Below are 15,624 nucleotides of genomic sequence, written 5' to 3' on the forward strand. Positions count from 1 at the left end.
TAAGTACAACGAACTGATGATGAAAAATAAATATCACCTCACGACTGATGATTTACAGCTATTTAAGGAGTCAATAGTTGGGGCGAAGAAGCTGAAACAAGATACGATTGTTCTGCATACACCGCCCAAGTTGGGCAAAAGAATCGCACCGGAAAAATTACTGCAAGAGCAGGTTGATGCCAGTTATTATTTTTCCGATGAATTCCAACCGCAGTTGGATTACGACGGTCCCACCCGCTATGTGCGGCCTGGCGTTGATCATTTTGAAGTTAAAAAGCTGCGGCGCGGTGATTACTCGCCCGATATGTTTTTGGATTTACACGGATTAACCCAGAAACAGGCCAAACAGGAGTTGGGCGCACTGATTGCTGCCTGTAAGCGGGAGCATGTGCATTGTGCCTGCGTGATGCATGGCCACGGCAAACATGTTCTGAAGCAGCAAACCCCTTTGTGGCTGGCGCAGCACCCTGATGTGCTGGCATTCCATCAAGCCCCTAAAGATTGGGGTGGGACTGCGGCATTACTGGTCTTAATTGAGTTAGAAGAATAGACGCGAAATACGGTTTGACAGAAAAACAAAGGCGCGACAGAGATGCCGCGCCGATTGAATATTCACTAACACTGTTTTAACCGTGGCAAGCCTTTGCCAACAGTTGTGACGGGCTGACCTGCCAATCAAATGTCCCCTTCCCGGTATCACCATTAAGATCAACACAGGCGATTGCCGAGGTGGCAAACATTGGTGGGCATTGCCCTGGACAAAGCTCAGAAACCAGATACCCGACCAGCGGCAAGTGCGAAATGACCAGCACTGCGGCACAATCTTCTTTTGCCAATGCCTGCAAATAGCAGCAGACAAAAGCGGCATCCCCACCCGGCGTTAATTCTGGCATCACTTCCTGCTCTGCCGGTAGCGTAATCACCTCACGCGCGACGTCTAATGTTTGCGCTGCGCGTAGATAAGGGCTAACCAAAATCTGATCGATATCAACAGACTGCTCGCTTAGCCAGCTTGCTATCTGACGTGACTCATCCTGACCACACAGAGTAAGAGGCCGTTGTGCATCACTTGCTGCATCAAGGGCCGCGTCACCGTGACGCATAATGAAAACTTGCATATTGCACCGTTTTTGTTAACAAAATAACGCTATACAGAAACGCTTTGCGTGCTGTACCGCCGAAACCTTTGCCATGGGCAAAGAAACTTCATAACGATAACGCGCCGTCTCTCTATGGCGGCCGGGCATTTTGCCTGAAACTTAAGGTAAAGAAAATGGCTGCTTTTTACACCGAGCATACCGGCAGCCAACCTTGAATGGTTACATAATAACCATATCAACAGCTTAATCTAAACTTTATCACCTGCGCAATAAGTGCCTATTAATACATTTTGGCACGAATAGTCACTTAACGTGATTCTGGTTAAGGTAGCGCGGGTTGCCCCCGGTGTACAGCCACCTAATCCCTTAGAATTGCAGGTGGTGATCCTGCTCACACTCTTAAGAATAGGTGTTAGTCGGCCGCCTGTTTAGTGGAAAAATGCGACCAAGCCCCGTGAGCAATACCCTTTTGCAAACTCAGCGCTCTTCGCCAGGCACCTCATCTGGATTACGTTCCTGCGGGTAAAACGTCTGTTGCTGTTCGGCCATGCTCACCAGCAGTTGGCAAGGTTCAAAACGTTCGCCGTATTGTTGTGCCAACAATCTGAGTGTTTTCACGACCTTCTCCACCCCCAGACTATCCAGATAGCGGAAAGGCCCCCCGAGGAATGGCGGGAAGCCGATGCCAAACACAGCACCAATATCACCATCGCGTGGGTTACGAATTATCGATTCATCCAGACAGCGTGCTGCTTCATTCAACATCATCATGGTACAACGCTGTGCTATCACCGAGGACTCGATATGGGCTTTCGGCGTCACACCCAGCAAGACATAAACACTGGTATCGACTTGTTTATCCTGTTTTTTCTTCCAGTTAATACCTTTGGTTGCTGCCGGATAGAGATAAAAGCCACGGCCATTTTTACGCCCTTTCCGTCCATCCTTCAAGATGACATCAAATGATGGAGGTGCAGCAAAACGCGGCCCTAGTTGCTCAACCAGAATCGGCATGATTTTGGTACCTACATCAATACCAACTTCATCCAACAGTGTGATCGGCCCAACCGGGAAGCCAAAATTCACCAACGCTTTGTCAACAGAATCGATAGGTTCACCGTCCAGTACACAGCGAGCAGCTTCGTTGATATATGGAGCCAGAATTCGGTTTACATAAAACCCAGCGCAATCAGCCACGACAATAGCTGTTTTACCTTGTTTACGCGCCAAAGCTACTGTGGTTGCGATAGTTTCTTCGCTGGTTTTTGCATGAGGAATCACTTCAACCAGCGGCATTTTATCTACCGGGCTAAAGTAGTGCAGGCCGATCACCTGTTCTGGTCGCTGTGCCTGCGCAGCAATTTGGCTTATCGGCAATGAGGAGGTATTGGAGGCAAAAATGGTATGTGCTGCGCCGAAACGTTCGATATCAGCAACCATTTGCTGCTTCAATGATAAATCTTCAAATACAGCTTCAACTACGATATCAACCGAGCCAAAACCGCAATAATCTGTGCTGCCGGAAATCAGCATCATCTGGCGCTGCCGTTCAGCCGGGCGCATACGCTTACTGCGAACCCGCTTGCCTAAGGCATCCCAAGTGTATTTTAGCGCCTGATTAATCCCTTGCGGATTAATATCTTTGATACGTACCGGCAAGCCTGCGCGAGTGGCCGTTACATTGGCAATTCCGCCCCCCATCAAACCGCCACCCAAGACCCCAACACGATGAATAGCACGAGGCTGCGCTGTACCACCGGTCTCCTTTTTCAGTGATGTTGTGGCAAAGAACAAGCTACGCAAAGCAGATGACTGGGGAGACATGGCCAGATCACCAAAGGCTCTGGCTTCCGCTTCATAACCACTGGGGCCACCGTAGTCCAATCCTTTACGCACCACATCAATAATGCGCTCCGCCGCCGGATAATGGCCCTTGGTCTGCGCCAGCGTTTTTTTACGCACAATCTTAAACAGTAATGCTTTACCCAATGGGCCGCTAAGTAGACGTTCCTGCCAAGGTAAAACTGGCCTATCGAGCCAACCCGCTTTGGCCCGTTTGACCGCCACATCTAACAAGATATCGAGGGGCACCGCATCGTCCACCAGCCCCATCTTAAGCGCCTGGCGCGCACGGACTTGTCTGCCGGTAAGAATCATATCCAGTGCTTTGCTGACACCAATCAACCGCGGCAAGCGTTGTGTTCCACCCGATCCGGGCAACAGACCCAGTTGAACCTCTGGCAAACCGAGTACCGTTTTGTCATCTAGCGAACAGATGCGACTATGGCACGCTAGCGCCAGCTCCAAACCACCGCCCAGGCAAGCACCATGGATAGCAGCCACCACCGGTATGGGGAATGCAGCGATCTGCGCTAGAACAGATTGCCCTTTCTGTGCCAATACACGCGCATCGTGCGCGGTACGGCAAGCGGCAATCATGGTGATATCAGCACCTGCAATAAAAGAGTCTGGCTTGCCAGAAATAATAACCAGCCCCTGCAATTGTGATAAAGCCTGCGCTTGTTGCAGTATCTCGGCAATTTGCTCTGCAAATTCAGCCTTTAAGGTATTCACTTTGTCACCAATAACATCAATGGTGATCACACCGATATTGTCTGGCCGCACATTGAGGGTAAAGACCGAATCGGTTGGGGTACGGCTATCCCCTGAGGCTGTTTCACTACCGCTGTTAAGTAAATTTTCCTGACCCATTACTCCACCTCCAAAATCATCGCGGCACCCAACCCACCGGCAGCACATGCCGTCGTTAGCCCTAATCCTCCGCCACGGCGACGCAATTCATTTAATGTTTGGGTAATCATCCGGGCGCCTGTGGCCGCAAAGGGGTGACCGTAGGCAATCGAACCACCCAATACGTTGAATTTGCTCATATCAACTTCACCAATAGCCTGGCTACGACCCAATTTTTCACGCGCGAAAGTATCACTGGCAAACATTTTCAGGTTAGCCAGTGTTTGTGCCGCAAATGCTTCATGCATATCGATAAGGGTCAAATCAGCCAGCGTGATGCCGGCACGGTCTAGTGCCAGTGGCGTGGCATAAGATGGGCCTAGCAGCATATCTTGCCAGACATCGATGGCGGAAAAGGCGAAACTGCGCAGATAACCCAACGGTTGCAAACCTAACTCTTTTGCTTTCGCTTCACTCATCATCATCACGGCTGCGGCACCGTCCGTCAAAGGGGTGCTGTTGGCCGCCGTGACACTGCCATGTTGGCGATCGAATGCGGGGCGTAACTTGGCATATTGCGCCATAGTGGAATCTTTGCGGATATTGTTATCTTCGGTAATAGCATCACGGTAAGGCGGGATATAAGCCGTCATCACCTCATCGTGTAATAACCCTTGCTGCCAGGCAATCGCTGCCATTTGGTGCGATCGTAGCGCCAGAGCATCCTGATCTTCACGGCTGATACCATAGGTTTTTGCCATCTGCTCTGCGGTATCCCCCATGCGCAAGCCGGTAGAGTATTCAGCCACTGCCGGGGCAACAGGAAGCAAATCGCGTAACTTTAAGCGGCTGAACAACTTCAGCCGCTGGGAGAGGGTTCGCGCTTTATTAACATCAACCAAGGTTCGCGCCAGTGCTTTACTGACACCAATTGGCAGCACGGAAGAGGAATCGGCACCACCGGCTATCGCCACCGTGACTGAGCCTGCAATAATACTTTCTGCCACATTGGCTACCGCCTGAAAACTGGTGGCGCACGCGCGTGAGACACTGTAAGCATCGGTATGCACACTCATGCCGGTACCCAACACGATTTCACGGGCAATATTTGGCGCTTCAGGCATCTGCACCACTTGACCGAATACGAGTTGATCAATTAACTCAGGAGCAACGCCACTTCTGGCCAGCAACTCACTGACCACAATTTTGCCTAAGTCGACGGCCGGTACGCCATGATAAGCAGTTGCTTGCTTGGCAAAAGGGGTCCGCAGGCCGCTGACGATTGCAATGCGATCGCCCTGGCGCGTCACTAGCGGTAATGGCTTACTCATAAACGCTCCTGATAAATAGAGTGGCTTTTAGTTAAGCATAACAAATAACAGGTCTGACCTGATCTAATTATTTTTAACCAAAAATTTACATTTGGTAAACCTACAGAACAGGAAAGTGAGAGCAGGAGCAACTTTTAGCGACAAAATCGTGGGAAAGATGAATTGGGGATGGGGAAGAATGATGAATCTAACGCGATAAATTTACAGAGGAAATTAGACAAAAATAAACGCGAAGCAAAAGGCTTCGCGTTAGAGATCGGTTCAACTTACCTGAGTTGCGGTGACTACCGGCATGAATTAACGCAGACCCAGCTGGAAAATCATGGTTTCTGCCTGGCAGGCAAAAGTAAAGTCGATGGTTAAACAAACACCGCCGTCCTTCTCTTCCAATTTATGCTCAATCAAGCAAGGTTCTGACTCAACAGCACGCGCTTTTTCGGTCAGCGATTTCAGCATCGCTTCAGCTTCAGTACGGTTGTCAAACACACAACTGTAAGAGGCCGTGCAATCAGTATTATCCATTATAGTACCAACATCTATACAGCAGCAGGCAGCAGTTTCTTCCGCACTACAGCGATTAATTGCATCTGACATCTTCAATTCTCCTCAACGGACATTTCAAAATAGGTGCAAATTGCCAATTCGTTAGTGCAAATAGCACAAAAAGGCATGGCGCAAAAAAAATATTTTCTCTGTCATTATTTTACTACCGTCGGTCACTTGGCACTAGGACTTACTGTTTATAGGCTTATTAAGTGATAAAGGTCACAGTCAAATTGTATGCTCATTCATTGATAATGTAATAATTGATACTAAATTGTGAGTTTTTTGTTAACTGCGTCTATTTTTTGCAATCAAAACTGAACAAATCCCAAAACATACTTGCAACACTGACACAGGTCGGACCTATACTTCAGCCACTGGTCTGCTTTGTCTGACCGATAACGGACCCTACAATCCCGCATTCTCTTGTTACGGTGTGTAACATTAATTAAAACAATGAGGTTTTGGTCATGAACCAGAAAAACCTGTTTACCCGATCAGCTCTGGCAGCTGCAGTGGCAATCATATCGTCGAACGTTTCTGCGGCTGGCTTCCAGTTGAATGAATATTCAGCCGCTGCATTGGGGCGTTCTTTCTCTGGTGAAGGCGCCGTTGCCGACAACGCATCAGTTGGTAGCCGTAACCCCGCAGCAATGACTTTGTTCGACCGCCCTTCTTTCTCTGGCGGCTTTGTTTATGTTGATCCTGACGTCAATATTAGTGGGACATCCCCCATTTCAGGCAGAAGTACCGATGCCAATAACATCGCGCCTTCAGAGTGGATCCCAAATATCCACTTTATTATGCCACTGAATGAGCAATGGGCAATTGGTGCCTCTGGTACCTCAAACTACGGTTTGGCTACTGAATTCAATGACGACTATCCTGCGGGTTCCCTTGGCGGTCAGACTGATCTGAAAACCGCCAACCTGAACCTGAGTACCGCGTATCGCCTGAATGAAAACTTCAGTTTCGGCCTGGGCTTTAATGCAGTGTACGCCGATGCGAAGATTGTACGCCATCTCGGTGAAGTTGGTCCGTTATCGGGTCGCCCTGCTAATACCGAAGTTACCCGTATGGAAGGTAAAGAGTGGGGGTATGGTTGGAATGCGGGCGTGCTGTATGAGGTTGATAAGGAAAACCGTTATAGCTTCACTTACCGCTCAAAAGTGAAAATCGACTTTGATGGCGATTTCAGCAACCAACTGCCACCACCAAGAGGCACTGGCGGTAATACGATCCCGGGTGCTTTAACTCTGAACCTACCAGAAGTCTGGGAAGTGTCCGGCTATAACAAAGTGGCACCACAGTGGGCCATTCACTACAGCATGGCCTACACCAGTTGGAGTCAGTTCCAAGAACTGAAAGCAACCGGCACTAATGGCCAGACACTGTTTGAAAAACATGAAGGCTTCCATGATGCTTACCGTATCGCGCTGGGTACCACTTATTATCACGATGATAATTGGACCTTCCGTACCGGTATTGCCTTCGATGACAGCCCGGTTCCGGCAGATAACCGCACTATCTCAATTCCAGACCAAGACCGTTTCTGGATCAGTGCGGGTACTACCTACGCCTTCAACAAAGATGCCTCAGTGGATGTTGGTATTTCCTATATGCATGGCCAAAGCGTGCATATTACTGAAAAAACACCAGCGGCAGTGGGCGGCACTACTTATCAGTTCGACTCTAAAGGTACGGCACTGCTGTACGGCGTGAACTTTAACTACGCGTTCTAATCAGCGGATACTGGCAATTCCTTTGCCCATAAAAAAGCGCCTTTCGGCGCTTTTTTATTATTCGAATCAGGTATCAGAATCAGTTGGCTGAATCGATACTGTCCAAATCACCCTGAATAGCTTGTGCATTCGAATTGACTTCCGGTTTCAACTGCCCGCCGTTCGCCAAGAAATCATGACGTTGGAAGTAGGCATCGCGCACCATCAGATAAGGATCTGACGAGTTACGCAGCAACCCATCGGAATCCAATAGCTGAGCACGGGTTTCAATCCCTTCTACCATCCATTTACCTGCCGACATCCAGAACGTGAGATAGCTCAACACCGGATAAACGTAATCAGCCGCATTCCCCCCATCCTCACGAATGGTGAAGCTGCCATAGCCCGGTAACACTACATACGGGCCGTAACCAACATTATAATGGCCCAGTGTACTGCCAAAGCGGTGAGGGACTTGTTTAGCCAGCTTAGGGTTAGCCATACTCGCCACATCTATCAAGCCACCCATGCCCAAAATAGTATTCAGGAAGAAGCGGTTAAAGTGCTTCATGCCATTATACGGGTCACCCACCAAGAAGCTGTTGACCATACTGGCTGGCTCTTCAAGGTTACTCAGGAAGTTACTTGTGCCGTTACGTGCAGGTTGTGGCACGTAATCACGCCAAACTACGGCTACCGGGCGCACCACGTAAGGATCAAGAACCTCATAGTTAAAATTGAACATTGCCCGGTTAAAACCTTCCAGCGGATCTGAGCGGCCCTGCTCCATATGATCCGGCGAGCTACTGGCACACCCTACTAATAGCACGGTGGCAAAAGCCAGCACAGTCAGGCGGTAGTTCATAATCTTCTCCATGAAATTCTGTCCAGCCCCTTACGCTTAAGGGATCTGTTTGTTTATCTGTACATTAATTGTTTGTGGCTTTGCTGTCCCACCGAAACTCTGCACGCTGCTCTCACCAAACCAGTCACCCGATTGCGGATTGGCCGTACCATCTTGCGAGAGACGTGCCCGCACTTTCACCTGAGACAACGAAGAGAGCAAACGCTCTGGCATCATTGCATTACTGTCATCCAACGTTACTAATAACGGGAATCGGCTCACAGGCAGTTGTTTGACGGCAACCGGTACCGGGTTTGCTCCATCGGTTACCGATATAATCAGGGTTCCCTGCTGAGGTAATTTCTGAGCGGCATCAGAGGAGAGTGAAACCTCTATTCCCAGTGTAGCTGTTTCCTGCCCAGCCTGTGATTTGGCTTGCTGGATACTGCGTTTTATCACTTCTATGCGGGAATCGCCAGCAGGCAGCAATTTTAGCATAACTTCCCATGCACCAATGGCTTGTTTAAAGTCACCCTGCTCAAAAGCATTAAAAGCTAATAAACTCATGGCGCGCAGATTGGTATGATCCTGTCCAACCATCGTTCGCAACATCTGAGTTGCCAGCTGATTATCTTGTGGATCGTTGGAACGTGTCAGCACCTCAGCATAACCGAGTCTGACATCTTCATTATCGGGCGCAAGCTGATAAGCTTTAGCAAAAGCTTGGGTTGCGGTAGTGGCATTATTCAGTGCCATCCCCACCCGGCCAAGCATCATCCAATCATTGACGTTAGCAATATCTTGCTGCAAAGAAGTACGCAAGCCCAGCCCTAAACGTGCGACCTCTTCCATACTCAAAGGCTCCGCCCGCTCATTGGCAACTCTGGCACGTAATTCAGGCATTTGTGCAACAACCTGATGCCATGCCTGCACCTGAGCCAAACCACCGGTTTTTAGGTATAACCCCACGGCGACCACCACCAGTATCACCACCCCGGGCAGTAACACCCAGCGGTTAATCGGGCTTATCTCCTCATCCGGTTGTTGGGGGATATCTGTCAGCAGGTTTTGTTGCAGTTCCTGAATCAGTTCAGGTCGCTGTTCTACCACGCCTTGCGCTTCATCTTCAGCCAGTTCAGATAACCGATCCTGATAAATAGCCTTGTTCAATTCATCCCGGGTGGTCGTCGGTGAATCCGTGTCTTGCCGCATGGCAGGTATAACCAACAAAGCACCCGCGACCGCCAGCAAAATGATCACTATCAGCCAAAAAGCCATTATGGTTGTTTCCTGTTTGTCTTCGCGTGTTTAGTCGGGATGCTGTGTTGCACCACCGTCGATTTTTCCACACCGCGAGCATGTTCGGCGAGCAGATGGTGTAACCGTTGCTGTTCCTGCGCCGACAGTGGGGTCTCTTTCTCCACTCGTCGCCGTGCACGTAATATCACCACTACGGCCCCAAATAGCACAAACAGAGCCGGCCCCACCCACAGAATCAGCGTTGCAGCCGTCACCGGCGGCTCGTAAGTGACGAAGTTGCCGTAGCGGGCCACCATATAGTCAATGACTTGCTGTTTGGAATTACCCTGCTGCATCAGTTCATACACTTTGGCGCGCATATCAGCAGCAATAATCGCATTGGAGTCGGCAATGCTGTTGTTCTGACATTTAGGGCAGCGCAGTTGTTCGGTCAGTTCACGATACTGCTGCTCTTGTGCCTCAGATTTAAAGGTGTAGGTATCGATGGCGGCAAACAGACTCCAACTCAGCATAAGGCCGAAGATCAGGCTTAGTAATCTCATGCGCCCCCCTGATACTTCTTATACAACGGCAGAATTTCTTGCAGCCAGACGCGATCGTTCAGATCACCGGCATGGCGATAACGGATAATTCCCTGCCCGTCGATCAGAAAAGTTTCCGGCGCACCATAAACCCCCAGATCCAGCCCTAACATGCCATCACCATCATACAAACTCAGCGCGTAAGGATTACCCAGCGCATTGAGCCACTGCACCGCTTTGACACGATCATCTTTATAGTTCAAACCCACCACACGGATGCCTTGTGCCGCCAGCTTATTCAGATATTGATGCTCAGCGCGGCAGGTCGGACACCAGGTTGCCCAGACATTAAGTAACATCGGCTTACCATCATGTAATACTGCCTGATCAAAGGTTTTCCCCGGTTGCTCAAGCGATTCAAGCTTGAACGTTGGCACCGGTTTACCAATCAGCGCTGACTCCAACATCGTCGGATCCTCGCCATTAGCATTGCGAGTCAATTGCACTAAAAAGGCCACAACTAGCAGTAAAAACAGTACCAGCGGAATAAACATCAGCTTATTGAATGAAAAGTGAGATTTCATTATTCAGCCTCCGATGCAGCACTGCGCTTTAACTTTTTGCTCATCCGATAGCGCGGATCAAGCATGCAGAAGATGCCGCCGATAGCCATAAATACCCCACCGAACCAGATCCAGCGGACAAAGGGTTTGTAATACAAGCGCACCGCCCATGACCCGTCATCCAGTTCTTCACCCAGTGCGGCGTAGAGATCACGGCTGAAGCCACCATCAATAGCGGCTTCAGTCATCATAGAACGGGCCACACTGTAATAACGTTTCTCCGCATGTAAGGTGGCTTCAGGTTTACCATGACGGGTGACATCAATAATGCCAACACCGCCGGTATAGTTCGATCCTTTGATATCGTGAACATCGCGGAACACGAAGTGATAATCGTGAATATCGATGCTATCACCAGCCTTCATGCGCACATCACGCTCAACACTGTAATTTTGGCTAAAGGCAATACCGATCACCGTCACCGCCACACCCAAGTGCCCCAACACCATGCCCCAATGACTGCGAGATAAGTGCGTTAAACCACGCCAAAAACCATAGCGGTGAGTTGCTCGCTCATGCAACTCCATCAATGTCAGGATAATGACCCAGATAGACATCATCAAACCGACCACGGTCATACCGGCAATAGTGTCTTGCAGCAGCCAGGGTACCAATATCGACAGCAGCAAGGTGATGACCAGAGCCACACTGAGGCGTTTCCAGAGTTTACTCGGCTCATCACGACGCCAACGCACTAATGGCCCGATCCCCATCAGCAGTGCCATTGGGGCCATCAACCAGGTAAACATGGTATTAAAGAACGGTTCGCCGATTGAAATACTGCCCAGTCCCAGTTGCTTGTGTACCAATGGCAACAAAGTACCCAGAAGCACCACCAACATTGCGGCAATCAGCAGCACATTATTACCGAGCAGGAAAGTCTCGCGTGAGAACACCTCATGCTGAGTACGGCTGCGCACTTGTGCGCCTTTAACTGCATACAGTAGCAATGAGCCACCGATAACAATCACCAGATAAGCCAGAATAAACATGCCACGAGCCGGATCAGAGGCAAAAGAGTGTACCGAAACCAATACGCCGGAACGCACCAGGAAGGTGCCCATTAGGCATAGAGAGAATGCCGTAATCGCCAGCAATACCGTCCACGCTTTGAATGTGCCACGTTTTTCGGTCACCGCCAGTGAGTGAATTAACGCCGTACCTGCCAGCCAAGGCATAAACGAGGCATTCTCAACCGGATCCCAGAACCACCAGCCGCCCCAGCCTAATTCATAATAGGCCCACGCCGAACCGAGCACGATCCCCATGGTCAGGAACACCCATGCCGCTTGAGTCCACGGCCGTGACCAGCGCGCCCAAGCACTATCAAGTCGGCCAGCCATTAAGGAAGCTATCGCGAAAGCAAAAGCTACCGAGAACCCCACATAACCCATATAAAGCAGTGGCGGATGGAAAATCAACCCGACATCCTGCAACAACGGATTTAAATCATTACCGTCAATTGGGAAGTCCGGCAAGGTGCGGGTAAACGGATTTGACGTCAGAATAATAAACAACAGGAAACCGCCGGTAATCATCCCCAGCACCGACAGCACTCGGGCTACCGCATCATCCGGCATTGAACGGCTAAAGAGCGCAACGGCCAGCGACCAGCAACTTAGCAGCAACACCCACAGCAGCAGCGATCCCTCATGTGCGCCCCAGGTCGCCGCAATACGATAATAAACTGGCAGGTGTGAATTTGAGTTCGCCGCCACATAGGAGACAGTGAAATCATTCACCACAAACGCATACACCAGACATATAAATGACAGCGCGATGGTAGCGAACATACCGTACGTCAAGGGTCTGCCAACCGCCATCATACGGGCATCTTGACGCGCAGCGCCCCATTGCGGATACAAACTCAGCAATAGCGAGATAGCCAGTGCCAGGCATAACAGAAAACTCCCTATTTCAGGCATCATGAGGCATTACCCTCACGCTTAGTGCTACTGTAAGCCTCCGCTGGGCGGGTGTGGTTTTCCTTCATCGCCTCTTTCACTTCTGGTGGTGTGTATTTTTCATCATGCTTTGCCAGCACTTCTTTCGCATTTACCTTATTGCCCTCAGCGAATACACCTTGCGCTACCACCCCCTGCCCCTCGCGGAACAGGTCCGGTAAAATGCCGGTATAAGTGACGGTGATTGCGCCGCGCGCATCATAAACCTTGAAACTCATTTCCAGCGTCTTATCATCACGTTTCACCGACCCCGGCATCACCATGCCGCCGATACGTAAACGCTGACCTATTTCCGGCTTCTCGTGGCGCTCCCCTTTACCCTGCAATATTTCGCCAGGGGTATAGAACAGATCGATATTGGCACGCAGTGCGTACAACACCAGAGTGGTGGTCAGACCGATACCGATCAAAACCACCATCGCCAGATAGAGCCGACTTTTTCTACGTGGGTTCACTGCTGTTTCTCCTGCGAACGGGCGGAATGCTGAGTCTGATTTGCCTGCCGAATGCGCAGCTCCCGCGCCTGACGACGCTGAATATCCGCTAATAATTGTTTGTGCTGCCACAGCGTATGTCCCCACAAACTAAGCAGAGACAGCAAAGTAACCGCCGCCGCCAGCCAGACATAAAAGGCATAGCCGCCCATGGCGAAAAATGCCGCCCAAGAGTTAAAGGCCGGATTCATAGACGTGGCTCCTTACGCAATAAGGCGCTTACCCAAGGGCGATGGCGCTCTTGCTGCAAAATCAAGTTGCGCAGGCGCATTAATGTCAGAGTAATAAAGCACAACAAATAGCCAAAAATCGCCCAACGCAACGGCGAACGCATACTTGGATCAATGCTTTGCTGCATGTTGGTGGAACCTTGATGCAAGGTGTTCCACCACACCACGGAGAAATGAATGATTGGAATATTGACCACACCGACCAGCACCAAAATACCCGCAGCCCGCCCAGCCAACTTGCGGTCGTCAAATGCGTTATACAGCGCAATCACGCCAAGATAGAGGAATAGCAACACTAACTCAGAGGTCAATCGCGCATCCCAAATCCACCAGGTTCCCCACATCGGTTTACCCCAAGTAGAACCGGTGACCAAGGCAATAAAGGTAAACACCGCGCCGACCGGCGCCATGGCGGCGACGACGTTATCAGACATTTTCATTTGCCAGACCAGGCCGACAAGTGCCGCAATCGCCATCGACATATAGATCCCCATCGACCAGATCGCCGCCGGGACATGCAAGTAAATGATACGGAAACTGTTGCCTTGCTGATAATCAGAGGGGGCGAAACCAAATCCCCACACCCAGCCCACCATCAAACAGACCACAGCGGCAATACCCAGCCACGGGACAAACCGACCACACAGCGTATAGAGCCGCTCGGGTTTAGCGAATTGATGAAACCATTTCCACATTTTTCATTGCTCACAGTAAAATTGGACAGGCATCACTCAGTGGCAATGCCGCGCAGGGTACGGCGCACAATCTGCTCTGACTGCGTTGGCTACCGTGCTTAAGCTTCTGAAAATTATTATATTTTAACTACAGATTTCTTTTAAGAAATTGTTACCTTCTGAGTGGCATTCAACTGCTAGTGCACACTCACTCTCAATGCAGCGGCGGTGGCAAAAGGCGCAAGTGTTACACTCCCCGCGAGCATTGCCCCCAAAATCGCCAGATACCCATCAATCGGCAGTGACATAGAAGCCGCATCAATGGCCGCAGTAGCAAATATCAGCACCGGGATATACAGCGGCAACACCAATAAACTCAGCAGCACCCCTCCCTTGCGTAACCCCACCGTCAGTGCCACACCAATAGCCCCGATAAAACTTAAGGTTGGCGTCCCCAACAGCAGCGTGAGCGCCATGGCAATCGCGGTATTACTATCAAGAGACAGCAAGAGAGCGACCAGCGGAGATAAAATAAGCAAGGGTAATCCGGTAACGACCCAGTGAGCACACACTTTGCCTAACACCGTGAGTGCCAGTGGCGCGGGTAACAACAACAACTGTTCAAGGGAACCATCGTAGAAATCATCGCGAAATAGCCGCTCCAAAGAGAGTAACGATGCAAGCAATGCCGCCACCCAGACAATCCCCGGAGCAATACGCGCCAATAATTGCGGTTCTGGGCCTATCCCTAACGGAAACAGCGTGATGACAATCAGAAAAAACCAGAGCGGGTTAACTATCTCTGCCCCTTTTCTAAAGGCTATTTTTAATTCACGACGCAACACGCTGATAAACATTAATTCTCCTGCGTGTTGGTTAAACGGATTTTACGCACACTCTGACCAACACCGTTCAGATCCTGATGTGTGGTAAGCAGTACCATGCCACCGTTAGCTGCATGTTCAACAAACAGATCTAACAGGGTAGCAACCCCCTGCTTATCAATCGCGGTCAACGGTTCATCCAGAATCCATAGTGGAGCCTTGCTCAACCACAAACGGGCCAAGGCCACGCGCCGTTGCTGCCCAGCCGATAATTGAGATACCGGTAAATCCTCATAACCCACCAACCCGACCTGAGACAAAGCCTGCCAGATTGCGGCGCTATCGACCTTTTGTAACACCGACTGATAAAACGCCAGATTTTCAAAAGGCGTCAGTACCGACTTAACCCCCGGTTGATGGCCTAAAAACAATAAATCCTGATGATACTTAGCGCGATCTCGGCGAATATTCGCCCCCAACCAGCTCACCTGCCCTTCATCTGCATCGGCCAGTCCGGCTAAAATCCGCAACAGACTGGTTTTACCTGCACCATTTTGCCCCTCGACCTGCACTATCTCCCCAGCAGCCACACAAAAGCTTAACTGTTGGAACAAGCTTCGCTCATCTCGGATGCAGGTCAGGTTTTTAGCTTCCAACATGAAGGATTGGTTTCCACCGTAGGATTGTTGTTTCAGGAAAACTGAATGATAACATAAGGCTTAATCCTTACGTAGCGTGGGCCTAACCCTGACCCTACCCTTATAGAGGTATTATTCGGTATAAGATCAAATTTCTGTAGAAAAA

General features: G+C 50.1%; 16 protein-coding genes. 2 read left to right on the plus strand and 14 right to left on the minus strand.

Annotated features, from left to right (window positions below):
* The first annotated feature begins 19 nt into the window (after positions 1-19).
* Positions 20-550, plus strand: coding sequence for an endonuclease SmrB (gene smrB / locus Q2T72_RS15115; RefSeq protein ID WP_083163530.1), 531 nt, complete (start codon positions 20-22; stop codon positions 548-550).
* A 76-nt stretch (positions 551-626) separates the two neighbouring features.
* Here smrB and sixA read toward each other — a convergent pair whose 3' ends face one another.
* The 4 genes from sixA to Q2T72_RS15135 form a co-directional block, all read right to left on the minus strand.
* Complete coding sequence (sixA, locus tag Q2T72_RS15120; protein WP_372569399.1) at positions 627-1,118, minus strand: phosphohistidine phosphatase SixA; 492 nt, start codon at positions 1,116-1,118, stop codon at positions 627-629.
* 459 nt (positions 1,119-1,577) lie between these two features.
* Positions 1,578-3,812, minus strand: a complete 2,235-nt coding sequence (fadJ, locus tag Q2T72_RS15125) for a fatty acid oxidation complex subunit alpha FadJ (RefSeq protein WP_372569401.1) — start codon at positions 3,810-3,812, stop codon at positions 1,578-1,580.
* Positions 3,812-5,122 carry an acetyl-CoA C-acyltransferase FadI gene (fadI, locus tag Q2T72_RS15130; RefSeq protein ID WP_083158210.1) on the minus strand — a complete coding sequence of 437 codons (1,311 nt, stop codon included), beginning with the start codon at positions 5,120-5,122 and terminating at the stop codon, positions 3,812-3,814. The genes fadJ and fadI overlap by 1 nt, the downstream gene beginning before the upstream one ends.
* A gap of 297 nt (positions 5,123-5,419) precedes the next feature.
* Positions 5,420-5,716 (minus strand): YfcZ/YiiS family protein, encoded by a 297-nt coding sequence (locus tag Q2T72_RS15135; RefSeq protein ID WP_083158209.1) that lies wholly within the window; start codon positions 5,714-5,716, stop codon positions 5,420-5,422.
* Between the two features lie 419 nt (positions 5,717-6,135).
* Between Q2T72_RS15135 and fadL the strand changes: the two genes are divergently transcribed.
* Positions 6,136-7,407: a long-chain fatty acid transporter FadL gene (gene fadL / locus Q2T72_RS15140; RefSeq protein ID WP_193784622.1), complete on the plus strand. Its 1,272-nt coding sequence runs from the start codon at positions 6,136-6,138 to the stop codon at positions 7,405-7,407.
* Between the two features lie 79 nt (positions 7,408-7,486).
* On the opposite strand, the gene mlaA is transcribed toward fadL, so the two are convergent.
* From mlaA to ccmA, 10 genes are all read right to left on the minus strand, one after another.
* The gene (mlaA, locus tag Q2T72_RS15145) at positions 7,487-8,251 is read right to left on the minus strand and encodes a phospholipid-binding lipoprotein MlaA (protein ID WP_083158207.1); all 765 of its coding nucleotides are present in this window, start codon (positions 8,249-8,251) and stop codon (positions 7,487-7,489) included.
* Between the two features lie 36 nt (positions 8,252-8,287).
* Entirely contained in the window at positions 8,288-9,508 is a 1,221-nt protein-coding gene (ccmI, locus tag Q2T72_RS15150) for a c-type cytochrome biogenesis protein CcmI (protein WP_372569403.1), read from the minus strand.
* On the minus strand, positions 9,508-10,032 hold the full coding sequence (locus tag Q2T72_RS15155) for a cytochrome c-type biogenesis protein (protein WP_372569404.1): 525 nt from the start codon (positions 10,030-10,032) through the stop codon (positions 9,508-9,510). The genes ccmI and Q2T72_RS15155 overlap by 1 nt, the downstream gene beginning before the upstream one ends.
* Positions 10,029-10,595 carry a DsbE family thiol:disulfide interchange protein gene (locus Q2T72_RS15160; RefSeq protein ID WP_083158204.1) on the minus strand — a complete coding sequence of 189 codons (567 nt, stop codon included), beginning with the start codon at positions 10,593-10,595 and terminating at the stop codon, positions 10,029-10,031. Before Q2T72_RS15160 ends, Q2T72_RS15155 begins: the two co-directional genes overlap by 4 nt.
* Complete coding sequence (locus tag Q2T72_RS15165; RefSeq protein ID WP_372569405.1) at positions 10,595-12,562, minus strand: heme lyase CcmF/NrfE family subunit; 1,968 nt, start codon at positions 12,560-12,562, stop codon at positions 10,595-10,597. Before Q2T72_RS15165 ends, Q2T72_RS15160 begins: the two co-directional genes overlap by 1 nt.
* Positions 12,559-13,053, minus strand: a complete 495-nt coding sequence (gene ccmE, locus Q2T72_RS15170) for a cytochrome c maturation protein CcmE (RefSeq protein WP_083158202.1) — start codon at positions 13,051-13,053, stop codon at positions 12,559-12,561. The genes Q2T72_RS15165 and ccmE overlap by 4 nt, the downstream gene beginning before the upstream one ends.
* Positions 13,050-13,283, minus strand: coding sequence for a heme exporter protein CcmD (gene ccmD / locus Q2T72_RS15175; RefSeq protein ID WP_083158201.1), 234 nt, complete (start codon positions 13,281-13,283; stop codon positions 13,050-13,052). The genes ccmE and ccmD overlap by 4 nt, the downstream gene beginning before the upstream one ends.
* Positions 13,280-14,017: a heme ABC transporter permease gene (locus Q2T72_RS15180; RefSeq protein WP_083158200.1), complete on the minus strand. Its 738-nt coding sequence runs from the start codon at positions 14,015-14,017 to the stop codon at positions 13,280-13,282. The genes ccmD and Q2T72_RS15180 overlap by 4 nt, the downstream gene beginning before the upstream one ends.
* Before the next feature lie 176 nt (positions 14,018-14,193).
* Positions 14,194-14,853, minus strand: a complete 660-nt coding sequence (gene ccmB / locus Q2T72_RS15185) for a heme exporter protein CcmB (RefSeq protein ID WP_083158199.1) — start codon at positions 14,851-14,853, stop codon at positions 14,194-14,196.
* On the minus strand, positions 14,853-15,479 hold the full coding sequence (gene ccmA, locus Q2T72_RS15190; protein WP_083158198.1) for a cytochrome c biogenesis heme-transporting ATPase CcmA: 627 nt from the start codon (positions 15,477-15,479) through the stop codon (positions 14,853-14,855). Before ccmA ends, ccmB begins: the two co-directional genes overlap by 1 nt.
* Between the last annotated feature and the right edge of the window lie 145 nt (positions 15,480-15,624).

It is taken from the genome of Yersinia sp. 2466 StPb PI (genome assembly GCF_041538325.1).
Lineage (GTDB): Bacteria > Pseudomonadota > Gammaproteobacteria > Enterobacterales > Enterobacteriaceae > Yersinia > Yersinia enterocolitica_E.